Raw genomic sequence first — 25,375 nt, 5'->3', positions numbered from 1 at the left:
TGGCTAAGGTCGCGTTTGCGTCACCCCGATGCGTGCAAAAGCGGCCGCAGTCCTCTCCAGTTGCGGCAGGTCGCACACTGCTCCCATCGGGTTCCTCTCTGATCCGCCTATTCCTTCGGCATCGTCACCGTGTAGTGGCAAAGTAGCATGATGTCCTCCAAGCGCTCGAGCACAGTGGCGACATCGGCCTTAAGTACACGGATGGTCCAGTCAGCCTCCTTGCCGGTGTCGCTTGCGTTTTTCACATCTATCGCCGCGTCGTTGACGATCTTGTGGACCAGCGAGCCGATATTGGCGGCGTTCTCGATTGCTGGGAGGTCGGGCGTACCCGGCGGGCCGGCCAGTGACATTTTCATATCCGGGGCGGCGTCGGGCGACCGGTTCCTCGGGGCGCCGAAAATCTCCACGCTGTTGATAGTGATCGTGCCGCCCTGGAACAAAAGCGGGAAGCGCTGCTTGGCAAGCGAAATCGTCTGGCTGTGATCCCCCGCGGCGTCGGCGACGTTGCAAAGCCGGTGCCATTCGCTCGGGAATTCGTGCCGAAGGCTGAAGAGACGAGTCTGCGGCTGTACAGCCTCATCCTTCAACTGCTGCGTCAAACTAGCGACGGCAGCGCCTCTCAGCGGCGTGCCGCCGTCCCGGGCGGTATATCTGACGTGCAGCACCACGTCGGATATTGTGTCGTAGTCGAATTGACGGAAAGTCCTTGGAAGCTCGATCCGCCAACGGGAGATCGCGCCGGCGCCTTCGAATGGCAGATAGCGTTCGTCGCGGAAATTGAGTTCGAACAGGCCACTGTCGTTTTGCGCGTTGCTGGTAGCGACTGACTGCATCCGCGTCCAACTGGTGAGGAAACGGTCATCCTCTCCCCCGTCCCGCTCGGCATAGCCGTCGGCCGGTGTATTCTTGATCCGCGTCTTGTCGCGCAGTAGCGTGAGCGTGCAGTTTATTCCGGTATAGGGGCCGACCACGGCCGGGACGCTGATGCCGACGCTCTTGATGCGGCGCATGTAATGGCCAGGGAAATCGACGTCGAACACCGCCTCTGGCAGTTCTATCTCGCACCAGCCCAGTTCCTTGAGCTTGATCAGCTCCAGAGGAGCGTTCATCACCAGTGAGAAGTGTTTGGTTAGTTCGTAGTCGCGCCGGTTTCCATCAAAATAGGCGCGTTCCATCTGCTTGAGCTGGAGATACAGTCGTTCGCCGGACATCAGGCCCTTGCGCATGCTGTCCCATGCCCCGAACTGGATGAAGTTCGAACTGGTCAGGCCTAGTTCGAAACGGTGACAACGTTCCGCCTTCTTGGCCAGGTCATATGCCATCTGGTAGGACTGAAAGAAGATCGTCGAAATGTCGCCGGCCATCCAGCTGTAAAGTTCCTCGCCGGTGAACTTGTTGCGCAGAAATTCCTGAACTTCCTGGCACTGCTCGATCTGCCGCGTTGTATTGTCGAGATCCTGCTGGGCGCAAGCGACGCGGATACCGGCGGCTACAATCTGCTTGTCGATCTGGACGAGTTCCTTGGAGGCCAGATCCTTCTGCAATTTCCATTCGTCCGACCGGCGCTGCCAGCCACCGAGTATGGAAGAGAGATTGGCATGGTAGGTATGAAGTGAGGCCTTGTACCCTTTCTCGCGGCTCTTCGCCTCATGAGCCGGGAGGACGTTGCCACGGCCAAAGGCCGCGGAAATGCTAACGGATGGCGACATGCCGAACGAAGCACCCACAGAGATGTCTGTGGAGTAGGAGGCGATATCGGCCGTTGTTCTCTCCTCCGACTGAGCGTCCTCCTGGCTGGCCTGGGCCTGGGCCAGTTCGTTCAGTTGATTGGTTTCCTCGCCGATACGCTGCTGAAGCTGGTTGTAGAAGTCGAAACGCGCCTGCGTCACGTCGCGCGTCTTCTGAAGGGCGATCTCAGAGGCCTGCGCCTCGGCGAGCTGCTGCTGCTTGAGCTGCTTCGTGAGGGACAGCAGCTCTGCCTCATGTGCGGTTCGCAGGTTGGAGAGATGTTCAGCATCTCGCTTTTCGAGCGCCGCCAGCAGCGCGCTTCCGAGCGTGCGCAATTCTGCCGCCATCTCCATCGCCTTGGCGAGCAGCACGTTGAAGCGGTAATAGGGTAGCGGAGCGCTCAGATCGCTCAGCACGCTGCCGATGTCGATGCCCTGTGCCACAGCCCGGACCAAAAGCGCTGGGTCGATGGGCGGTTCGAACAGCGGCAATTCCCGCACGACGCCTTCGATATTCATGCAATGGCGGATGTTGAACAGCCGGTTGGCGACCGTGTCCCAATAGGCCAGCAGCTTGTCGTTCTGCGGGAGGCAGAAGTAGAAGCTGCGACCGATCCCGAGTAATGCCCGGTTTTGCGTGGCACCGGCGTTCGTCGTGGCACGGTTGCTGAAGGGGAGATCGTTTTCAAATTCGACGAGCGTCTGGTTGAAGGCATCCAGCTTGGCGGCTCGCAGCTCGGCGTAGGTCTTTGCCTCGCCCTGGCCGCGCGCCGGCACCCGCTGCGCCCTCGGGCCAAGCAGAATCGCGGCCAGCACATAGAGCTGTGTCGCCTGATTTATCGTTTCGATCGTGTCCTGCCGGAACAGCTGGTCACCCCAAGCGATCAGGTTGTCGATATATTTCATCACCACGGTCTTTTGATAGGCAACAAGGCGCAGACGAGCGACGCGATGCGGCTGGAAAGGATGGGCTTGGAGATCCTCCCATTGCGCGATCGCGTCCTTGTCTCCTGCGTTCAATGCCTTCAGCAGGTCATCAAGTCGCTGCGGCTGGTTCTCGCGCAAGGGCAGCACGTTCCAGTAGCGCTGTGGCACGGGATCGGAGCCATCGCCGACGGTCGGGTTGAAGATGTAGTGGAACCAGGTCATCGCTTCCTCGAAGCGCTGGTTCTGGCTGAGCCGTGTGGCGATCAGCAGGGGTACGTGGAAAAACAGCTCCCAATTGTAAAGGCTGTAGGCACCGGTGAAAGAGAAATCCACGATGTGCTGGGGCCAGGGCGTGTTGACCGTCGACCATGAGGGGCCGTAGGCGTCGGCAAAGCTGAGGACCTTGGGTAGGTCGGCTGGACGCTGGCTGCCGATCGTTAGCAGGCCGGCGACGCCGTAGCGGTTGAGCCGCCGTCGATATTCCGCCGCATAGGGGTGGAAGAACGTCTCGAAAGTGAAATCGGCCGAGTACTTGGCGACGAATAAGTCCGAGGGCTTGATGACGCCGTAGTGAAAGATCTGACTTTCCAAAGAAAGCGCAGTCGCGCTGATGGACGCACTCGTCGCTGCCGTTGAGGTCAGGAACTGCGCTTGGGCCGCGGCTATGCCAGCTGGACCCGACTGCCAAGGATTCGCCTTGACGCTCAGCAGTTTGAACTGCGGCTCCAGCTGCGCCACAGAGGTCGTCTCATAAGAGGCGGCCTTCGCCGCATAGCTGCCAACGAGATACGGCTTGATACCGTCGGCCAGGTAGGGGGAGATGTCGCTAGGAGCCGAACTCGACGGGTTGACAAGATAGGTTCGCGGCCCCTCCTGCACGAAGAAATGGTCGTTGAGCGTATAAGGCTTTGTGCCGGGGGCGTAGAAGGAAATGAGGTCGGGCGTTCGTGCGAAGACCGGGATCGCCGCATCTGGATCCGCAACCGGCAGGAACTCCATGTCGCCAGCGCTAGCCGCCAGGAAACCGGAATGGTAGGTTATGTTTGAATTCTTGTCGTTCGAGGAAGCAATGCCATTGTAAGTCTGAAGCGTTATTGTGCCCAGTTGCTTAGAGATGGCCGCGTATTCCGGCCCGCCGCCTGTTAGGAAGCCCCCCGGCCCGAAGGGATAGGCCATGCCGATCCCGCCGGCTGGTAGGGCGAAGACGAAATTCAGCTTGTCGCCGACTTTTTCTATGTTCAGCCGAACGCTAGGATTGGCGATAGCAACGGCGACGGTGGCGGGCGTAGTCTGTTTCGAACTCCATTTTCCTTGATGATATTCGCTCCAAGCAAGGCCATACGCCGTGTATCGGTTGTTCGTGGCGAGGTTGGCCTTTTCGATGGTCACCGTCCAGAAGAGATAGAGGCGTCGGTTCCAGATAACCGGCGAGACTTCGTCAGCTTGAATGTCGAGCGGCACCTTTTCCCATGCAGTCCAGTAGGTATAGGTCGGATTGACCGTCACGAACTGCCGGTAGTAGAAGATCCGCGGCGTCGCGAAGCTGCGGCCGAACACATGCAGCACGCTTTGCCGTTTCTCATCGGCTAAGAAATCCCGCTGTTCGTAGAGGCCGCAAATCTCGAGCTGCGACACGGTATCGAGTTTTTCGAGATAGCTGCCCAGGGCGATTTCCGCGGCATCAGCGGTCAGTTCCGCTTGCAACAGATCGGATTCCAGCTCCTTGAAGAACGGACTCTTGTCGTCACGAAGCTCGGCCTCAATCCAGTTCTCGGGAAAAAGGAATATCTTGAGATTGGCTTCCCATACCCGGTAGTTCTGCATCCACGTCCAGCGGTCGCTGTCGATCATTCGGGGAGAGACATGTGGCATTTCCAGATTGAGACGGCAGCGCTGAATGAACAGTTGCACGGACGAGATCGCCTGCTTGATGCGCGAGGTGCGGATGCAGGGACTCATCTCGACGTCGATCAGGAAATGCTCGAAAAGTTGGCCGGGATCCGTGTATCCAAGACGAGGTAGAAGGTAAGCTACGAGTGCGGCGCGCTGCGCCTCGCGCAAGGGGTCCGCTACCAAATGGGCGGCCTCCAGCCAGGATTGATCATCGTATCGCGCCTTGTAGGCGCGTTTGGCCTCCTGGGCGGCCGTGCGCGCCTGCTTCATGTCAGGCACGGCGGCCGCCCAGGAAAAAAGTTGCGTGGTGGGAGCGGCGAGCGATCCGACCAGCCGCATCGCCTTGGCAAAAGCGAGAAGTTTCGCGACGTCGCGATAGTCCGCGTCCCGTAAATCGAACCCCGCGGCGCCCGCGAGGCCCGCAAGCGTTGTCGCTTCGAACCCGGTTGCTTGCTGCAGCCTTTCCAGCGCCAGCGCCGCGTTCGGCGCATCGAAGACCTCGTTCAGCGATTGCGGATCGGCAATCGCCAGGTTTCGCAGCGCGACGAATTCGTTCAAGCTTGACCACGCGGCAAAGAGCTGCGCCGGGGTGGCTCGGAGTGCGTCGACCGGCAACAGGTTCAGGTTCATCGATCCCGCCCGCACCGGGTCCGTCAGCAGCGCGGTTTCCGGCACGGAGAGCCCGAAACCTCCAATCAGCAGGCTGGCCTTGTGCATGCGTATGTAGGTATGGCGCGCGAATGCCTCGACATCGCCGCGTGTCGCGGAATAGAGCTGGCCTGTGGGAATGATTTCAGCTGGCGACGAGGCGCTGCTCCAGCGCAGCTCGAGCAGCGCCGGGACTTCGTTCGGGTCTGCCGAGGCGAGATTGAAATATTCGAGCTTCAGATCGTAGGATCGACCTGCTTCGAGGTCGCTGGAGACGGTATATTCGGTGGGCGGCCCGTCGTTCCACCGGTCGATCAACAACGCGCCGTCGATCGTCAGGCGCACGCCACCGCCTGCCCGTAAATGGAATTGATAGGTCTGCGTTTTTTCGGAGACGAGTTTGCCGGTCCAGCGGGCGCCGAGCGCGACGCCCGGATCCCACCCGAACGAAACGATTGGGTCCACAACGATCCTGACCGCAGGAGCGGTCAGCGTTTTGTCGGCGAAATATTCGCCAGTCAGGCCGTCGCCGCTCAGCGCGAGAAAATCCGAGATGGCGGGCACGGTCTTGTCTGCGTCCGTGCCAAGCGGCAGCACGCTACCGTTCCCTTCCAGGAGCAAAGCCGTCACCGACGGATCGAGACCGAGGGCACCGGCGAGTGTCTGTTTGATCAGAGCTCGACTGAGGGCAATGCGAAACTTGGGCAGCGCGGCGGCAAGAAAGGCCTTGAATTTAGCGGCAACGCGCGTCGGGTCGACACTTCCGTCCGCGCTGAGAGTTGGAGCCTCGAGAACAGCGGTCCGCAGGTCTTTCTCCGCTGTCGGCCATTCCAGCCGAGCGACCAGCGTCTGCGTCAGCAGGCTGCGGGGCTGATCGTAGAGCGACTGCACCGCCATCCGATAGTCGTTCACGCCCGACAGGCCTAGGAGCACGGCCTTGGCGGCGTCGGTAAGCCAGCCAGATGACATCAGCAAGCGGCTCTTTCCGTTGTAGCTGACAGAACCCGCCGGCAAGACAACGCCGGCCGGCAATACAGCCAGCGGGGCGCTGTAGACTGCCGTGCCGGCTATGAGACCGGCGAGCTGCTCGACGATGTGCGGTTCGAAGAGCTGCGCCAGCTTGGCGCGCGTCAGCTCGCCGTTCGGATCGTCGGAAGCGATGTTGTCATTGGCGATACTCACGAGCCCATCACGAATGATGGCCAGTTGCTGCCCGATCGTCTCGCCTGCTGGTGCAATGGAGGGAAAGGCGTCAGCCGTGCCGCCGAACAGATAGTCAAGTGTCGCCGGCTTGAATGACGTTTTGGCCAAATTATTGGCAAGTCTGACGAAATCGAGCGTTCGTGCCGGATCGATGTCGGCCTCGTCGAAATCCTGGTTGCTCTGCGACAGCCTGCTGAATGGGCTCTTGCCTGCCAGTATCTCAAGCGTGATGACATCCTTGATGGCCATATGCAGTGCCCGCGCCAGCGTCGCATAGCGATAGAGCACGGTCGCCGTCGCCAGCGTCAGCGGAGTATTGTCGTCGGCAAAGGAGGTCGTTGTCGCCGGCACCCCCGGCGCCGACGTCCAGCGCGCATGCTGGCGGATCAGCGTGAGGTCGGTTGCTCGCGTGCGCAAGCCCGCCAACAGCGCCGGCAGATGATCGACGAGCCTCAAGCCTGCCGCCGTCAGGTAACCGCCATCGACAGGCTGAAAATCCGGATCGACATTCCTGACGGCCCGGTTGAGGAACAGGGAGTTGTAAAGGGCGTCGTCACCGTTGACCGGAATGTTTCCCCAGAGGCTCAAGAGTTTCTGCAACGGCAGGTCTAGCTCGCCTTGCAGTTGTGTGATCTGTCCTAGCTGTCGCAGAAACTTCGCTGTGATGTCCGCAGCCTGAAGCGCGGTCATAGTGCGGTCCAGATCGACAATGGTCCAGCCGGTCTTTCGCCAAAGGCGGATGAATCGGTGCAACCGCGCGAGTTCAACATCGTCGAGCGACGTGCCATCCAGATGCAGAAGGCGAGTTAGGCTGAGGTCGCAAGCCGAATCAGGCGCATCGAGCACCAGCATCTTGCTGATTGTGGCGAATTGCTCTGCGGCCCAGGTCTGCAACTCGGCGATTGTCATTCCGGCGCTGGCCAGTGCCGACAGCGTCGGAGGATCGGGATTGGCGAAATTGTTCGCGACCAGCCGGGCAAGTGTGCCGAAGCCTATCGGAATGCGCTCGAATGCCTCCAGAGCCGCTCCATGCGGCCGCGAAGGATTGAGATAGCGTGTGCCAATGAGGGCGATGAGATCGAGGTAGGCCACGCCGGTGCGAGCCAGGAGAGTGGGAACCTGCGTCAACCGCTCGACCCAGGAAGACGAGCGCACTCCTGCGGCACCCCAGGTGGCGTCGCCGCTGAAAAGCGTGAAAGCCATGCCCGCCAGGCTCGCGCCCCCCAGTCCGACGTGACGGGCTGGAACCTCGAGCCTGACCCAAGCGCCTGTCGCCGGCATCGGGCCCATATAGCGGCGGCTCGCGGTCGCCTCGACGCCCCAATCGAACTTGCTCTCGCCCCAGTAGGCGCGATGCGACCAGGTCCCGTCGAAGAACTGCAGCATGAGCATCCGCGGCGGGTTGGCCGGGTCGAGAAAGACCTCGGCAAAAAGAAAGTCATCCGCGGCGACCTTCAGCCCGTTCGGATCGGCGACGCTGTCGAAAAAATGCTGGTGGAGGCCTGGGTTAAGTGCGGAGGCGTGTGTGTTTGCTCCCGACGGAGGCGGCGGCGCGAAGGGCGCGAAGGCCCAGGCGTCGCCGAGAACATGCTGGACGGCGCCAACTGGCAGTCCGCCCGAGACCCAGGCGATGTCTGCGGGGGCCGGCGGTGCGTTGAAGCCGTAGAACCCGGAAACCGGTGGCAAGGGCGGAACCGGCGGCGTGCCGTCGAAGCGGGCGCCAGTGAGAATAGTATATTCGTGCTCGGTCATCGAAAGCGCTTCGACATCGAGCGCGGTATCGAAGGCTGCACTCTTGTCCTTGCGGAAGACCGACATCACCTCGTGCCGGCTCGTACCCATCTGCTTCAAAGTCAGGCGCAGGGAGGTGATCGGTTGATGAAACGGGAGGGTGAAGGGGTAGACGGCGCCCTCCAGCCGATCGTAGGCGGTGTCGCGGATGTTTTCAGGATTGGCGCCGAGTTCGGCGGCCGTCACGCCCGGCGAGCTCTCGTTCGGCGCCGGCACGGCCGGCACAGCGACATTACCATCAGCGTCGGCCTTCAACGGCAGCGACTGCCTGAACGCAACGTAGCTCTCCAGCACCTCGTTGACGAGGTCGACATAGGGCATGGTCGTGTTGGTGTTTTCGCAGGAGAGCTGAATATAGGCCAGGTCCGGCCGGCGGCCGATGATCGGCGTTCCGTCTGCCCAGGTCTTCTTGGCGTTGCCGATCAGGACGTCGAGTGGTGTTATGCCGGGGATGTCCGGCCCGAGAAACTGCAGCAGATCGACGAGGTAGGCGGCCGGGCTATGGACCGAGCGGCATTGCGGACAGTCACAGAATTCGGCTGAGCCGAACAGTGAAGAATAGTCCGGCCTGTTCTGCGAGATGACGTCATCGAGTTTGTCCTGGTCGCTCACAATGCGCCTCCTGGAACGTCGCTGTTCATCGCGTTGTTGAAAAGCACGTACTGATGAACCGCGGCGGCGCTGATGTTGGTCGCGCGGTTGATCACCATCCGCGCTTCGGCTTCGCCCGTCAGAGGCGTCAGAATGTCGAGCGCGACGTCTGGTGGCAGTTCGGCGATGTCGCGCGCCGAATTGAATCCCGCTTGCACCAGTGCCTTCACCGACAGCGGGCTGGAGCTGAGACGGAACAGTCGCTGCAGACGCTTGACCTGCGCGATCACCAGCGGCCGTTGCTCAGCCTGAATGTCTTTCAAAAGGTCGTCACCATGCGCAGCCAGCAGATCATTGATCCGGCCCTCGACGAGATCGAACTGTGCCTTGCGCACGGCGTCCGACAGGAACTGGGTAACGGCGGGTTGGGTATCGGCGAACGCTGTCGCCGGCAGAGTGGCTACGAGATTGGCAAGCGCTGCCGTCGGATGGGCTATCTGCACCGCGGAGGCAAGACTTGCCGCATAATTGGCCCTTCGTTCTTCCGGGTTGCCCGGAACGTCATCGGGAATTGAGATTTCCTCATTGTCGATCAGCGCTTTCCATTTGTCCTGAGTGTCAAGCGCGAAGGCGAGTTCGCCGATATTGCCGATGTCGGGGTGCCTGGCACGAACAGCGCCGACCAGCGCGATGTTGTTCTGCGTCAGGGCTCCGAGCTGAAGCCCGTATTTCACCTTGGCGATTTTTTGTGGGTCGCCGAAACCGGGCAGGGTCGCGAGCTTCTGCCAGAATTCGGCGGTGGTTCCGACATGGTCGGAGAAAGTGCGCCACAAGGTTGCCTGCTCGCCGGCATCCGGCAGATCGGTGCCGATCAGATCCGCGAGCGACGGCGCTCTTTCGCCTGCATGATAGTTTGGAAGGATGCGGGCAAGCCGGTCGCTGATGGCTCGGACGCTCTCCTCAAGACGTGCCTCCGGCGAGAAGGGAGCGATGATCAGAGGCATGCCGGTACTGGCTCTCTTGAGCGCGCCGCGCAGATCATCTGTGCTTGCACGAGCGAGCGCGATCACATCGGTCCCGACCCCGGAACGGGCGAGGCCATAGAAGACGGCGGCGCCGACGCTGTTTTCAAACGGGTCGCGCGCAAGCCGGAAGGCGGCCACAAGCGTAGCTATGCGGGAACGTTCCAGGCCGGTTTCGCGCGCGGCGAAAGAGATGTCGCGATGATTGTCCTCATCGAAGCGCTGAAGCATGGCGCCGACGAGCGCCTCCTGCCGCGCAAAGTCGGCATTGTCCGGTATGGCTTCCGGTACGAGCGGTACCAGCGCGAGGATCAGTTGCTCGTATTCCGAAGGCGGCGGCATTTGCACGCCGCCGGCGATCACGATCCGCACCTCCTCGACCCGGCGGGCCTCGATCCCCATGATCAGATCGTCATCGGATACTGGCATTTCCTCGGTAATATCCTTGCCGTCCGGAAGCCGGACGATCCGGAGCGCGTCGACCGAGCGGCCGTCACGGCCAAGAGCGAAGATCAGATCGGGAATGAGGGTCCCGCTGGCGGGAATATCACCAGCCGCAAAATCGGCTGTCTTGTATGCCAGCTCGAACCAGCCGGTCTTGCCGTCGCCGCGGCTTTTGGTGGCGTCACTGCCAAGAAGCTGGCCTGTCAGCGGGCTGTCGCGGCGAAAGAACAGGTCGCGGTCGTAGACGCTGACGGCAATACCGTTGACCGGCCCGCCGGCGTCGATGATCTGGCCGCGCACGACCCATTCCGGCTGCGGCGCGTCGAGCGCGCCCAGTTCCTGCAGCAACCGGTTGAGGACGTCGGCGGTCGGCTGGTCGACGACCTCGCCTGGTGACAGCTGGAACTGCTGCCGGACGGTGACAATGACATTGCCGGTGCCGGTACTGTAGATCCCGGCATCCCGGTCACGGCGCAGGCCCGCCTCGAGATCGTCGCGCCGATCGTCAGGCAGGCGAATGCGCTGCTTGTCGATCAGCAGCAACAGGGCATCTTGCACGTTGGCAACCGCATCGGCCGCAGTGCCGGGGCCGATGGCAGGCGGCGGAGGATTTGCAATCGGCTTCATGGCTGCGCTGCTCCTTTCGTTCGAGGATCTCGGGATTGTCGAAGCTTGTTATTTTGCCCTTGCTCATGCTCGTGCTCTGGCTCCCATCACCCCACCTGCGCTTGCTATTCCCTATGGAAACGCGGGCATCAACGTTCCGCCACCGGTGGCAGCGCCGGTGGTGGCGCCAGCTGTGCCCAAACGCAATGAGGGACCCAGTGCGCGAGATACAATGAAGCCAAGGGTGAGCATCGCCACCCAGTCGATGGCACCCTGCTCAAGTGGCTTATCGGCTTCTTCGAGGCGACGAAGTTGCTCGGGGGTCAAGCCGCTCGGTGTGCGTTGCTCGGCCGGGTGCGGCAACGCAGGTTGGGGCGATACCGGTGTCGGATGGGCTGGGGTCGACGGAGGTAACGGCGCGGGATCGGGCTTCAGTACGTCTTGTTTCGGAGGCTCAAGCGGTGTCGGGCGTCGCGGCAGCAAAGGCTTGGGCTGGTTGTGTGGTGCCGTGCGTGCATCTGGCTGGGGCAGCGAATCTTTCTTTCTGCGCGTGCCGGGCCGGCGTTCAAAGTCGGCGTTCTGCTGCGTCTTCTTTCCGCTCTGGATTCCGCTTTGCTTTGGTCTTTTCGCCCAATCGGAATCCTCACCTTTCGTTGACGGGCGACCTTCCTGAAGGCGTTTGATCCGGTCCTCGATGCTCCTCTGTCGCTGTTGACCTTGACCTCGCTTGTAGCCCTCACCTTTGCGTGAAGGATCAGCGTCGAAATCGTCGGGTTCGTCGCTAGGGGGCTGGCTGCTAGGGGGCTGACTGCTAGGGGGCTGACTGCTTGTGGGGGGGGCGCTGCCGGGAGGTTGGCTCGGCGGTGGCCCTGACATCGTGGCCCGTTTGTCGGTACTGGTGTTCTGAGCGGGTGGTCCTTCGCGCCAAATCTGGTGAATATCGGTGTCTTCCGGGTGCTGTGGGTCCAATCCGGATGGGTCGACGAAACAAGTCGGACATGCCCCGGCGTACAGGTAGAGATTCAAGCCTCCTGAGATTCCGATCGGATCACACGAAATCCATCTTCCCATCCACGGTGAGTAGTATCGCTCGCCGTGGCAGCAGAGGGCGGTCTCCTCGTCCCGTTCCTTGCCGGTAAAACGGTAGCGCTTTGGCGTTTCGGCTTGACTGCGGGCGGACTGGTAGGCGGTGGTGCCGTAAGGGTGATATTCCTCGTAGGAAATCACCTGCGCCTCGCCATCGACTTCGAGCACCGCCGAGCCTAGGTGATTGCCGAGTTGGAACCGTATGAGCTGGCGCGGTGCCGGATCCGCGCCGGCAAGGCGCGTTCGTGTTTCGACAAGTGCGACACGTCGTTTGTCGTCCATGACATGCAACGTCTCGCGCTCCAGTTTGACCGTTTGGCCGTCGGCCTCATAAGCGCGATAGATTTCGATGTTGCCGAGGTAAATGCGCTCTTCCCTCGGCTTGCCGTTCGCCGCATCGGTGATCTTGCGCACGCGCTCGCCGGTCGCGTCATAGACATACCAGGTCTTTTCCGCTGCTCCGCCATTGTTGAGCCGCCGTTGGGTGGCGCTCAGCTGGTCCTGGAAATCCCACTCCATCACCGACAGGTGCGGCATGGAAGTCATATTGCCACGCGCGTCGTAACCGTACCGGGCGGTGTACCCAGGCGCGGCCGGATAGTCCGGCAGATTGTCGGGATCGGCTGGCAGCCGGGTGGCGACAAGGCGGTTGCCGGCGGGCGTATATTGGTAGCGGCGCGTCCAGCGTAGGATCGCCCCGCCGGCATGGCGCAGGCTCATGATGTTGCCGACTGGATCGTATTCGTAATCCTCGCTGTAGCGCTGCAGTGCCTCTGGGCTGTTGGGAAAAGGTATGCCGACTACGGGCGCAAACGACGCGGCATCGCGCTGAGCGTTGTTTTGCGCGGCATGCTCCCGCCCTTCGGCCCGGATCAGTCTGTAGAGCGGATCGTAGATATAGGCGTTGCTTGGCGCGATGGTGGAATTGTCGAAGAAGACCGTTTGCTGCGCGTCGTCGCGGATGGCGGTGATGTTACCGACCGGATCATAGCTGTAGAGTAAGTCCTGCAGCATCCGCCTGTCGGCCTGTTGATGCCCAGGACGCATGCTCTCAAGGCGGCTCAGCCGGAAGGTGTCCGGCTCATAAGTATAGCGGATGACGATGCGGTGCTCCGCTTCGTTCTGCTCGGCGAGGATGCGCTGGCCCTTGGCGTTGTAGTCGATATTGGCGACAGCGTGCAGCGTTGCAGTGGCAGGATCCAGCAAATTGGGTGGCTCGCCGGCAAGCTCCAGCCAGACATCGACACGCTCGAGCAGGTTGGCTGCGTTGTAGCCCGGGCGGATGACGTCAAGCGTCGCGCCCGGTCGGTTGCTGTACGGGGCGACGTGCTGGACTTGCCTGTTGAGCGCGTCGTAACGGGTGCTCTGGCTGAAGATTTCCGCATTCAGTGGAGGCGCCCGCGACCAGTCGGGAAACTGCTTGTAGTCTTGCAGCAACTGACGCGTGCTGCGCAACGCATTGCCCTTGAAGTCGAAGGCCTCCGCGTCACCAGTCGCCGGAATGGTCCCGGCACTGGTCCCAAGGCCGGCCTTGTCGTAGTGCCTGTAGACCCGTCCGCGCAGGTTCAGCTTGCGGGTCTGGTCGTTGGCGGGGGTGTCCGGCAAGCCGTTGCCTGGTGTGTCGCCGTAAAGCACTCTTTCGAACTGGACGACCTTGTTTTGATCGGCTGGATCGGCGCCCTTGACATAGGATGCCGCAGGGCGGTGCAGGGGATCATAGGCGACGTGGAACATGTGGCCGCGACTGTCCCACGCCACCATCGGCTTGCCCGCGGCGTCGTTCAGCGTCCAGCGGTCGCCAGCATCGGCGTTATGCTCAAAGAGAAGATTGCCTGCAATATCGTAACCGGGCGCGAAGTTCGTTGGGTTATCAACCTGGCCGTCTGGAGCCGCCGGCAGGATGTATTGCATCGCCAGATTGCCGCGAGCGTCTCGGATCCAAAGCGCCTTCCCTTCGGCATCGAGCCGTGTGAATGTCGGGTACATCCTGTCTTCGACGGCACCCGCCCCAGTCTTTACGCGGTTGTGCGCGATGGCGATCACCGCGCGGCCGAGACTATCAAGAACGGTTAGGGTCGGTGTGCCAGCATGATCGGTTGCCAGTTGCGCCGCGCGTTTCTCCTCCGCCGTGGCAGCACCGGCCGTCTTCCTCGCATACCAGCTGTTGCCGGGCTCCAGCACTGTGTCGTTGCGATCGAAACTGCGCACATGCCAAGGCGAGAACTCGTCGCGCTCAAAACTACCGTCCGGCATTTCCCGACGCACGATCCTGCCGATGGCATCGTAGTAGACGACCGTTGCCACTCCTGCTGCCTCAGGCTCCTCAAAACGATGCCCGATGGCAGCAGCACTGAAATAGGGCTCGTATTGTTTGACCGGATTACCCTTGTTGTTGAAGATGACCTTGCCGGTGGCTACCCAACGCAGAGGCTGGCCAGCCACTTCTGGCTCGGCCTGAATTTTCCTGACGATCGCGGTTCCGAGGCCGTCCGAATATTCTAAGGCTACCTGCAACGGACTTGCCGCGCCTGCGGCAAGCTCACGGACGTGCTGCTCGCGCAGGATGGTGCAGGCGCAAGCCGGGTGCTCCGCCCACTGGGTCGTCCGCGTGCCGTCAGCAAGCAGCTGTTCGATCTCGCCAAAATCGTAGATGTGGCGGACTGTCGCGTTGGCGAGCCAGTCACGTGCCTGCGCCTCATCGAGATTGACACCGTCGAAGAAGGCCCGCAGCGCCATCAGCGGTGGCTGCGCGCGAGCAAGATTGGCGACACTGGCATCAAATCCGGAGAGATCGTCGGCCTCGTCACCCTTTCCCTTCAGCGCCATAGCTGTTGGAAAGCCAAGCACGTCGAAGAAGACTTCGGAGAGATTGTCGTTGACGTCGCGCATCTCCCGCGGAGCGAGCACGCGGTAGTCGAACCGGGCGACGCGAGCGGTGTTGTCGAGCGCGTCGGTGCTCGCCGCAACAAACAGATCGCAACCATCATAGGTCACGCTCGTGACATTGCCGAAGGCATCGGCATAGCGGACTGGAAGATAGAAGTGTGTGGCGGCGTCCCCTGCAAAGCCGGCGATGCCGGATCGGACCCAGTATTGCCCGGCCAGCTGGGCAGGTGGGATCGAGGCGAAGCGTACAGCAAGGGCTGCGCCGCTGAGGTAGCCGCTGGTTCCGGGGTTGTCGAGCAGATCGCGGGCGTTGCGCGGGCCGTCTATGACCTGATCGAGCTTGCCGGTGCCGTCGGCGTTCTTGAAGACCGCTTCCAGCAGGCTGTCTGTAAGCGCCAACTGATAGTGTTCGAAAACCAGGCCGAGCGGTCCAGGTTCGCCGAACGGAGCCGGATTTGCGAGATCAGCCGAGAAATAGAGCGTTCGTTGGTGCTCGATGAGGCGCTTCTGCCAGCTGACCCCGTCGGGAATTGAATGGTAGGGGATGTCGGCCACTGCAACGACATCGGCAACTGGCACCGTCGGAGGATAGTAAGTGCTCAGCGCCCATTTCGCCAGTTCGCCGATGGTGAGGTAATCGCCACCTCTGCCGTCCGGAATGGCAAGTTCATAGGTCATCGTCTCGCATGGCACTCGCAAGCGTTGCGCGTCGATGTCGAGATGGTCCTTGGTGTAGCGCGTCTCCTTGTAGACGAGGTGGCGTTGCTTCTGGACACTGCGGATCGCCGCCAGCGTGCCGGCGTTAAGGGCATCCTCTTCAAACAGACCGACGCGCGGATAGACGATGTCAACCGTCTGAAGCACGTTGCCGTACCCGTCGTGGCGCAGGTTCAGCGTGTGGGCGACGCGCGGGTCGGGGCGCACGCCAGCGGGCATCAGGGGCAGTTCGTAGTGATAGGTAACAGCCTCGCTCTCCGTTACGAGGAAGACCGCATAGGCGTTGGCCTCGTGCGGCTGAAGCCGGCTGATGCGACAGTTGTGATAGGCGGTGGAGAACAGCTTGACAGGGATATGCCGAGGATCGCCAGGGCGTTCCAGGGCGTCGAGATCGAGCTCATAGACCTCCTGTCGCAGCACAAAGCCCTTGCAAGCGCGAAGCGCTTCGCGCCATTCCACCGTGCTAAGCTCTTCGTTCCCAAGATCGGGTGCAGGCAACGATTTCTCCGCGAAACCCGCCGGCAGAGGAGCCCTCAGCCAGTTTGGAAAATATTCGTGCGCAAACTGCGTAAGGATGCGTTCGCGATCCAGGAAAGCGCCAGTATGATACCAGGTGACGGTCTTGACAGGCGGCTGGTGGAGCGCTCGATCCTCTGTGATATACGGACTGGTGGCGTTGCCGGCGGTGAACTCGCCATAGGATTCGGTGTCGACCTGCTCCACTCGGCCGAAGCCGCGAAATTCCCGCTCGTCGCCGTCGAAATAGCCGTGATGATACGAGTAGGCCGAGGCAAAACTGGTGTTGCGCCATTTGTCTGTGATGGTGACTTTCTCGACCACATGCACGGGAAAGGACAGACGGGTAACCCAGGGCGTGCCGTTGAGCCGGTCCTGCAAATAGAATTTGGTGGAGGAAGCGTAATCTATCCGCGTCTCCGCACCAAGATTGTTGGCGACCCTGACAAGCAGATGCGGCTTCCTTCCGCCCATCAGGTCGACATAGCGCATCTGCACCCCACCACCGTCGCCGAGATGCGGCGACGACCAGACGAGGCAAGCCGTGCCGTTGCCGAAGAGATCGATCGGCACGACCGACACCAGGTCGTCGATGCGTGGAAAGGCGGCGACCGTCTGAGGCAGACTCCAGCCGTTGCCGGAGAGATTGAAATAGAGGCGGACACCTTCGCGGTGCAGATAGATGATGTCCGTCGTGCCGCTGCCGTCGATATCGGCCAGACGCACGCGGCTCTGGCGGAACTGGTCGAGACTATCGAAGTCCGGCGACCTCTCCATCGTGACCTTGGCGCCGAAACGGCTATAGCCCAGATTAGGCCAGTAGCAGACCTCGCCACTGCGGATGCGCACCAGATCGGTCAGGCCATCGCCACTCATATCGGCAAGATAGATGGACTGGGAGGCGTCCGAGAAAACCAGTTGTGGCCCCAACTCCTCGTCCCGCCCCTGCCAAGATCGTTCCGCCGCACCGAAGCCGTCCTCTCCCAAGGAGAGGTGCCAGACGAAGGTATCATCTTCGGTGATCAGGATGTCGGCGTGTCCGTCACCGTCAAGATCGATAAGCCGGGTATTGGGGTCGTGCACGGTGCGTCTTACAGAGGAGGAGAAGGGGCGGAAGGGCAGCCAACTTTCGTCCTCATCATGCTCGTAGAAGCCGGGAACGGGGCCGTCGAGAACCACAAGATCCGGCTGGCCGTCGCCTGCGAGATCCATGAATTCGGCCGCGTCGCCGACGAGCGAAAGGTTGGGCTTCTGCGCGACGAGCTCGGACGGTGCAAATGCGGGCTGCCGCCAGCCCAGAGGACTGAGATTGCGCTTGTAGAACCAGCCAGCGGCCTGTTCAGTCAAGATGCCGGGAATGCCCTCGCCATGCAGGTCCAGCCATCGGTAAGAGGCGGTGTCGAGCCCGTTCGGCAGGTTTTCCAGGCTCTTGGCATCAATGTCGTGGACGGTTTCTTCCACGACAGGTTGCGTGTATTCGAATGTGACCGGCGGTGTACCTCGGCGGTCGTAACCGGTGGCGTTGCGCCGATAGGACATCTGCCTGACAGAGGTGAGAAAGGCGTAGACCGGGCCGGAAATAACATCAGGGCCATGCTGACCGTCATGGCCAAGATCTGTGGAGCGAACCAGGCAGTTTCTGCCGACCTCATCGTCTTCCGGAAAATGATGGAACATCAGCGCGCGGCGGCAAAGGCGCGTCGTGCGCAACTCGAAGCCAGGCCGGTAACTGGAAAATGCGTCCGCCCGGTAATCCCATGTCCCCGCATCGTCCGGCTTGGGTGCGTCACCGTCGTGTTCGCCGTAGTCGAAGACCATTTCGAACAGGAAGCCGCCCTGGGCAATCAGGTCATCGATCTTGGCCTTGTCGAGAAAGCGGGGGCGACGCCCTTCCTCCTCCAGCAGCGGCACGCGGTTGCCGTAATAGATGTGCTTCAGATAGCGGTTGGCAGTGCGGCGCCGGTCGTTGGGTCTGCCGCGGTTGCGTTCGCAGGTCCTGCCGTAATCGACCCTTTCGCCGTCCTCGGCCTTGTAGCGATAGAGAACCGCATTGCCCTTGTCGTCACGAGTCTCGCAGATCAGCCAGGAAAAGATGCGAGCGCCATTCTCCGGATCGAAGATGCGGGAGTTGGCATCGCGACCGTAGAGAGTGAGAATGTTGTCGCGGGTGATGGACCGCCAGTGGACGTCCTGCTGATCGGAAAGCAGCGTCCAGCGCTCGATGCGGGCAAATTGCCCTTCGATGCGCGGGCGGTAGCGGCGCACGCGGTAGCCGTCGATCTCCTGGTCATCAAGGAGAATATGGCCCTGCTGATCGCGTGACCAGCGGCCCGCCATATCCTGCTGATAGGCAGCGACGAGGTCCTCAGCACCCGACAGAAGGAATATGTCGGAATCCTTCGTGTTGTCGTGGCCGTCCAGATACCGCGGCAGCCCTTTGTCGGTCTTGCGGGTGATCGACGGAAGAGAAAGACTCCAGCCGAAGCCAAACGGACCGTTGCCCGAGCTGGAATCGTAGGAAAGCGACAACGAGGGGCCAAATCCCGTGCGTCCCGGGCTCGTCGCGATCGGCACCGACATCGCACCGATACCGGTTACCGGGTTGGCGGCAAATTTCTCGCCGATGCCGCGAACGGCACCGCCACCCTTCGGTAAGGTAATGGCCGGTGGTACGACGGCTTCAAATGGCGTCGCCGCGGGGGACTTTTCTCCAGACATTCGACCCTCTCAATCGAGAAGTCACAATACGTCGGCATAAAGTCTATGTGAGTGGATGCGCTTTTTTTGAAACAGATCAGGTGCTGGTGAGAGAGCTGTCGCGGGCGACGATACACTTCCTGCCGGTACCGGAATTCAATTCAACGCCAGCAACCGGCCCGTTCAGCCGATATGGTCAATTGATGGCACCCTAATGTTCGTGTCACGCCAGTATCGGAGACGTTCGACAAACTATCAACAAGAATTTCTTGAAATCAGTTAGACCAAGAAGGCCCACCACCCGACGTGCCCTGCAACACTTTCAACCAAGTCCCCTTTGCGCAAAAACCAGGGTCTCGATTCCGTGGTGATTGGCACGAACCCTGATGCGAAAGTCACCGACTAGGTTCCCGATGAGTTGGGTGAACTCAGTACCGTATCCATTTCCAAACTTCGGAACCAGCCGGACGAACAGGCGGGCCGGTTGCGGACCACATCATTGTCCATCACGTCAACTCGGAAGGCTATTGCTTCGCTTCGCCAGTCCGTAGCAGGTGCGCGCCGGTCTATTTCCACAAGTGATCGAATGATAGGTGGTTCGCTTTTTTAGATGCCATCCAGCACTTTTCCACCACTGACGACGAACCAGAAATGAAACATAATTCGGAGCCATTGGCTGCAGTTGATCGACGGCGGTGCGCGGCGACGTCCAGGAAATCGGCGGGGGTGAAACCGTCACGGCAAACCCGGCCTGCACTCTCACTCTCTTGGCGTTGCGGGGTCTCCTCGCAGAAGGGGGTGGCAGAGACTTTGGCTCGGGCGCAGAGGAAGGCTTTCGCCCTCGTTTATGTTGCTCGCATTGAACCTGTCGGGTCTGGCTTGCCCGAAGCATCAGGCAAAGCGGCTCGCGGCTGAGAAATTCATGTTGTGCGTCGGTGGGCGATCGGCGTCTCAGGGATGGCGCGTGACAAAACCTCTGATAAGATTGCGGTCGATTGGAGGATTTGTAACATGCCCTCGGCGCAAGATTCACAAAAGGCGAAGCTCAGAAGCATGCTCGATGCGCGCAGCATGATGCATGCGCATGAACTGCGTGAGGCTGGCATCAGCGCGCAAACGATAGCGCGCGCCGTCGAGAGCGGGGAAGTCGAGCGTATCTCGCGCGGAGTTTATCAGAAGCGTGGTGCGGAAGTCGAAGAGAACCAGATCCTCGCTGAAGCCATCATGCGCGTCCCCAAAGGCGTGATTGCACTGGTGTCGGCGCTCGCCTTCCATGAACTGACCGACCAGATGCCACGGCGCGTTTGGGTGGCGATCGGGACGAGCGATTGGGCGCCCGTGCAGTCCTATCCGCCGCTGCGTATGGTCCGCTTCACGGCGCCTTATCTGCGACAGGGCATCGAGCATCATGCTATCGCCGGACTCGATGTCCCGGTCTATTCGATCCCGAAGACCCTTGCCGACCTGTTCCGAAACCCCAAACTGGTCGATCGATCAGTCGCTGTAGAGGGCCTGCGCGCTGCTCTTCAGCAACGCAAGGCAACTCCGAGCGCAATCGCCCAGGCCGCGAAGGCCGGCGGCGCCTGGAAGGTGATGCAACCCTATATCGAGGCGCTCACCTCCAATGGCTAAAGCACCGACGAATATGGCGAAGTCGGTCAAGGACCGGCTGCTGAATATCGCCCGCAAGGAAGGCCGCGTATTCGATATCCTGCTGGTGCGGTTCGCACTCGAACGGCTGCTCTACCGCCTGTCGATCTCGGCGCATCAGGACCGTTTTGTCCTAAAAGGCGGCATGCTGGTCACGGTCTGGGTGACGGACGACAACCGGGTGACGCGGGATGCGGACTTTCTCGGGCTCGGGGACGCCGATCCGGGCCGCCTGATCGCCGACTTCGGGGAGATCATGGCGGCTAAGAGCGACGATGGACTCGTCTTCGACGTCGATGCGCTCGCTGCGACCGTCATTCGAGAGGAGATGGAATACGGCGGCATTCGCCTCAAGACCGCTGCCTATCTCGAAAGAACGCGCATCCCCGTCACAATCGACATCGGCGTCGGGGACGCCATGGCCGATGCGACGCAGCGGCTCGACTATCCGGCCTTGCTGGATTTTCCCGCTCCGCAGGTTCGTTCCTATCCGCCCGCCACAGTGATTGCCGAGAAATTCCAGGCGATGGTGGCGCTTGGCGTCCTAAACGGACGCATGAAGGATTATTACGACCTATGGGCGATACCGCGCGCGATCGACATTTCCGCTGATGATCTAGACGCGGCCATTCGCGCGACGTTCGAACGCCGTCGAACGCCGATCCCGACAGAGCGTCCACCAGGACTCTCGGTCGACATGTTTGGCGACGAAGGGAAGCAACGGCAATGGCGTGCTTACGCCGCGTCGCTCGAACTCGACGCTGTTTCGCTGGAATCGATCATCGAAGGGGTTTGGGAGTTGGTCGGCCCGTCATGCGCGCGGATCGTAGCAAGAAACGGGAATGAGGCATGACTGACGGCGTCGCCATCATTGACGTCTGGGACGTCGAAACCTTCGACCGCGAGTTGCGCGGCGACCTCGACGCCCACGCCGATGTCATCCGCAACTACATGCTCACCTCGCGCCGCCAATGGCTGGAGCGTGAGACCTCCGATCACACCATGCCCCATCCCGAAAATCCTTACGCGGGCGAGTTCATTTGGGTGAAGGAGCATATCATGCGGCTGATGGAAGTTCGCACGATCCGCGCCTGGCACTATACCCGCTTGACCGACGCAGAAGTCGACATTCTCCGGCAAGGCGGCATTTATCCATCCAGCCTCGACACCATCCGATCACGCTTCGCGGCGCAAGTCGCTGCTGGCGCCTTCAGCCAAGAGGTCGCAGATCGCTTGTTCGCCGACAGCCCGTACCAAAGCGATCAACTCGACGCCCGCTCCAACAAGTTCTGGATGGTCTCGCATCCCGTCAACGTCGAAGACAGCGGCGTTGAATTGCTCCTCGAGAGCTGGGGCGGCGAGTCGGCCTATTTCTGGCAGCGAGACGCGGTACTTCAGGACATGCTGAAGCAGATCGGTCGGCCGCGCGTTCTGGAGATTGCCATGCCGCTCGTCCATTCCCGCCATGGTTATTCGGCGGCTGAGGCAGTGGTTGCCACCTTTGGCCGGTTGCTCGGCTGCCGGCCGGACAAACATGCGTTCGACCTCTACACACATCAGCCGCTCGGTCCCGAGCATGTCCTCGCCGTTCATAGCGAAGGCGAGCCCAGCTTCGGCGTCTTGGCTCGGGGCTACCCGGTCGGCTTCGTCGACGTGAACCTCGGTCGGTGGGACAAGGAATGAGCAGAGCGGACACTGCATCCGACGCGGTAGCCTTCCTGCGTGGGATAGCTGGAGAACTCGCCGAGATTCACCGCGGCAGCGACTATTCACTCTGGCGCGACGAGGCGAAGCATCGTGTCGATCAATATCTCTCCCGCGCAGAGCCGTTCTCCGATTTCGCGACGTGTTGGGTGTTCAGTGGCGACGGCGGCGGCTCTCTCGTCGGAGGCCGCTTCGGTGAATGGGCGATTGACCGGCTCGTCGAAAAAATAGCGCCGGAAGATATCGTTGCACTCTTCACGAACGAAGTGTCGCGGAATGCCGCAGTCTACGAGGAAGTTTCGCCGGTGCTTGGCATCGAAATCAACGAGCCCTGTGAATTGGGCGATGGTGTTCGCCTTGTGCCGCCGGCGGCCGACATCTTCAGCGCGTTCGACTACCCCTGGCGATATTCGTGGCCGAGCATGCCCACCGGAACCGGCTTCCTCGTCCAGTCCTACAAGGTAACGCCAGCCTTCGAACAACACCCGTCTGAAGCAAATGGGCCAGCCGGGACCAGCATAACACAGCCCGCCTCATCGGCGCGTGATGCAATCCGCCGTCGTTTTCGGCTCGCCTGTTTGCTTGGCTCCAGTGGCGGGGTCGAGTTGCCGATGTCGGTAATTCTGTCGGATCGCCGCGCTTTGCTGTCGGCTGATGGCACGATGTCAGGCCGCCCGTTTGCGGCTCACCCGCTCGTGGCTTTCCCAGCGGATTTGGCGACGATCAAGACCGCCTTCGGGCAGCTAGCGGCATTAACCGAGGGAGACAGCCTTCCCCGTGCAATCGACCGGCTCGGGCGCTCGCGGCTGGCAATTCATCCTGTCGATCGCGCTCTCGATTTGGGCATGGCGGCGGAAATCGTGCTGATGCACGATCTCGGAACGTCGAATACCGAAATCACCTATAAGATTGGCAGTCGCGCCGCCTGGCTCTTGGGTGAGGGTGCCGTCGAGCGGACCAAGATCTTCGATGAGATGAAGCATCTATACAAGGCTCGGTCAGACGCGGTCCACTCGGGTGTGCTTCCGCCAAAGTCCAAGGTCGATCTCGATCTCGCCGATCAGCTTGTTGTCCGTGTCATGCAGGCCATCCTTCAGCGTGGCAGTTTTCCGGATTGGACGAGCCTGACACTGGGGGCGAAGGCTGACGCGATCTTGTACGATCGACAGCAGTAAGACATCGGCTGCTCTAGTGGCCCAGGAATGACTCAATAGGAATCGGCGATGCGCTCTCTTACGGACTTCCTTGCTGGCCTGCCTGGCATCATGCCCATTAAGACGAGAAGGCTCGTCCTTGAAGGAGGGGTTCTGTCGAAAGCTGAGCGCGCCGACATCTACACACGCGAAAGGAATTGGCTCGATCTTGTTCTTGAGGTTGGTCCTGATGCGGCGGCGGCGATCCTCTCAGCCTACCAGAAGGGACGCCTTCCGATGAAGAGAGGCTGTACGCCAACGAATGCACCGGAAGCAGAGGCTTATCTTGCCGAAGGGGACAAACTTAGGGAGCAACTCGCGGAGAGAAGGAGGAGGGAGCAAGCGATCAAAAAGCCCATCGCTCATTCTAGAGCGCGATCTCACGGATCATCGCCTGATCGACAGCGTGTTTATTGCTAACATTGGCACCGGATCAGGTTCGATGGTATTAGCGGGCATCACGGTGCCCAAGCAAGTCATCGGCTACCAAAGCAATAGCGGGAAGAGCACCGGTTGGCGCGTTCGGTTTGACTGGACAGGATCGGATGGTCAGCCCCAGCACTCCGAGACGGTCCCGCCGGAGGCCGACAATCGACGCAACGACCCTGATCGAAACTGGGGCTTGCATGAATGATGGCGTGACCAAGTGCCAATGGAGCAGGCCAGCTCTTTTGGTTTGCGATGGATGGATCGCTCCAGCGGGGCGTGATAGATTGAACTGACGGTACTTTTTGCGATCGAGTCGATTGTGCGACCGAACACCGTCAGAGCGAAAATCAGCCGATTGGCACCGATAGTTGCTGAAACCTCAAAAATTTTTTTGTGACAATTTTCTCTTTAAAATCAATAGCGTGATTTTTTGACGGCTTTTATGTCGGAATTGGAAGCATATCGAGAAATATTTGACAATGATTTCAGTGCCTTATAGGATATCTAAATAATCGAATGGGAATGACGGGCATAACAGCGGCAACAGCGTAGGTTCGGCGGCGATTTGCGCTGCTGCGCCGCTGTCATTTCGTCTGTTCCTCACTCTCGTTGAGCGGCTTGGCTTCCCTCTTGAAACTCGCTCCTTCGATTTGTGGGCCCGCCGAGCGAAGCAAAGCGGCTTCTTGTACCGGAGCCAGCTTTGTTGGAGCTTCTCCTGCTGGAAGACGTCAAAACTTCCAGTTGAAGTTCGCACGGACGATTATTTTGAGTTCAGATCGCCATCTCGCGGCCGACGGCCTGGATTTTTTCCCAGACGCGTCCAGACTCGGGAACCTCGATGTTGAAAACCGTCTTGAACGTATCGGCGAGATGATCCGCGCTCGTGATGGACTGTTCGCTGACGCTGTCTGCCGTCACGCTGCGCAGGCAATCGTTCTTCAGGGCGACATAGCCATCCGCAGTATGCAGAATGAGCGCCAGCGCGTTTGTGAACGGCGAGCCGGGATCTTGCGTCAGCCAGCCAAGCGTCGCGGCCATGGCGGCCTCGTCGCTGTAATCGGGCCGGAAATCGAAGCTGTGCGCCATGCCGCGCGCATGGTTCTTGAAGCGCAGCCAGCCGTCGTTCGCCGGCGCGATCGAAAATTCGAAACCGCGTTGGCTGATCGGTCCAACGGCAAGCGGCACAGGTTCGACTATGGCGTCGCCCAGGCCGACGTCCGCAATATACGGCCGGTCGAGATCGACGCGCAGGGCCAGATGATTGCCGATGACGAGGTCGCCCATGATTTCGCGATCGACGCCGCTGCAAAGACGGGTGACAGTGAAACCGAGCGCGGCGAGTGCCGCGCCGAACAAACCGTTCATCTCGTAGCACCAGCCACCGCGCTTGCCCTCAACCATTTTGGCGAAGGCGGCAGCCGGTGCGATCGTGCACGGCCATCCCATGAAGGCATCCATTGCCTCCCAGGTGAAGGCCATCAGATGGGCGCGGTGAAGTCTCGACAGACTTTCGATGTCGAGAGACGCCGGCCGGTCAACCCCGATCTTGGCGAGATAGGTATCCAATTGGCTGGATGTCAGGATCATTCCATTTTCGCTTGGAGAGACGTACGTCATCCTTCGGGTTCCTTTGATCGAACCGTTT

8 protein-coding genes are annotated in these 25,375 nt (G+C 60.7%); 4 read left to right on the top strand and 4 right to left on the bottom strand.

Translation table 11 applies throughout. The features are described 5' to 3' along the window. Positions 1–107 precede the first annotated feature (107 nt). The 3 genes from FZF13_RS04235 to FZF13_RS04225 form a co-directional block, all read right to left on the bottom strand. Positions 108–8,801 (bottom strand): Tc toxin subunit A-related protein, encoded by an 8,694-nt coding sequence (locus FZF13_RS04235; protein WP_065997445.1) that lies wholly within the window; start codon positions 8,799–8,801, stop codon positions 108–110. Continuing rightward, on the bottom strand, positions 8,798–10,873 hold the full coding sequence (locus FZF13_RS04230; RefSeq protein ID WP_065997443.1) for a hypothetical protein: 2,076 nt from the start codon (positions 10,871–10,873) through the stop codon (positions 8,798–8,800). Before FZF13_RS04230 ends, FZF13_RS04235 begins: the two co-directional genes overlap by 4 nt. Positions 10,874–10,984: 111 nt before the next feature. Next, entirely contained in the window at positions 10,985–18,775 is a 7,791-nt protein-coding gene (locus FZF13_RS04225) for a SpvB/TcaC N-terminal domain-containing protein (protein WP_065997441.1), read from the bottom strand. 990 nt (positions 18,776–19,765) lie between these two features. On the opposite strand from FZF13_RS04225, the gene FZF13_RS04220 reads away from it, so the two are divergent. Genes FZF13_RS04220 through FZF13_RS04205 form a run of 4 tightly spaced genes read left to right on the top strand, consistent with a single transcriptional unit; the run spans position 19,766 to position 23,283 of the window. Then, positions 19,766–20,386 (top strand): type IV toxin-antitoxin system AbiEi family antitoxin domain-containing protein, encoded by a 621-nt coding sequence (locus tag FZF13_RS04220; protein WP_065997439.1) that lies wholly within the window; start codon positions 19,766–19,768, stop codon positions 20,384–20,386. Further along, positions 20,379–21,257, top strand: coding sequence for a nucleotidyl transferase AbiEii/AbiGii toxin family protein (locus FZF13_RS04215; protein WP_065997438.1), 879 nt, complete (start codon positions 20,379–20,381; stop codon positions 21,255–21,257). Before FZF13_RS04220 ends, FZF13_RS04215 begins: the two co-directional genes overlap by 8 nt. After that, on the top strand, positions 21,254–22,087 hold the full coding sequence (locus tag FZF13_RS04210) for a hypothetical protein (RefSeq protein ID WP_065997437.1): 834 nt from the start codon (positions 21,254–21,256) through the stop codon (positions 22,085–22,087). Before FZF13_RS04215 ends, FZF13_RS04210 begins: the two co-directional genes overlap by 4 nt. Continuing rightward, entirely contained in the window at positions 22,084–23,283 is a 1,200-nt protein-coding gene (locus tag FZF13_RS04205) for a HEPN domain-containing protein (protein ID WP_065997435.1), read from the top strand. Before FZF13_RS04210 ends, FZF13_RS04205 begins: the two co-directional genes overlap by 4 nt. Positions 23,284–24,501: 1,218 nt before the next feature. Here FZF13_RS04205 and FZF13_RS04195 read toward each other — a convergent pair. Further along, a complete protein-coding gene (locus tag FZF13_RS04195; protein WP_244431153.1) occupies positions 24,502–25,317 on the bottom strand; it encodes an arylamine N-acetyltransferase family protein in 816 nt (271 codons plus the stop codon). Between the last annotated feature and the right edge of the window lie 58 nt (positions 25,318–25,375).

Origin of the sequence: Mesorhizobium terrae (genome assembly GCF_008727715.1) — a bacterium.
GTDB classification, from domain to species: Bacteria; Pseudomonadota; Alphaproteobacteria; order Rhizobiales; family Rhizobiaceae; genus Mesorhizobium; species Mesorhizobium terrae.
Note: the sequence above shows the minus strand (reverse complement) of the source record. Positions and strands in the feature narration are given on the sequence as shown.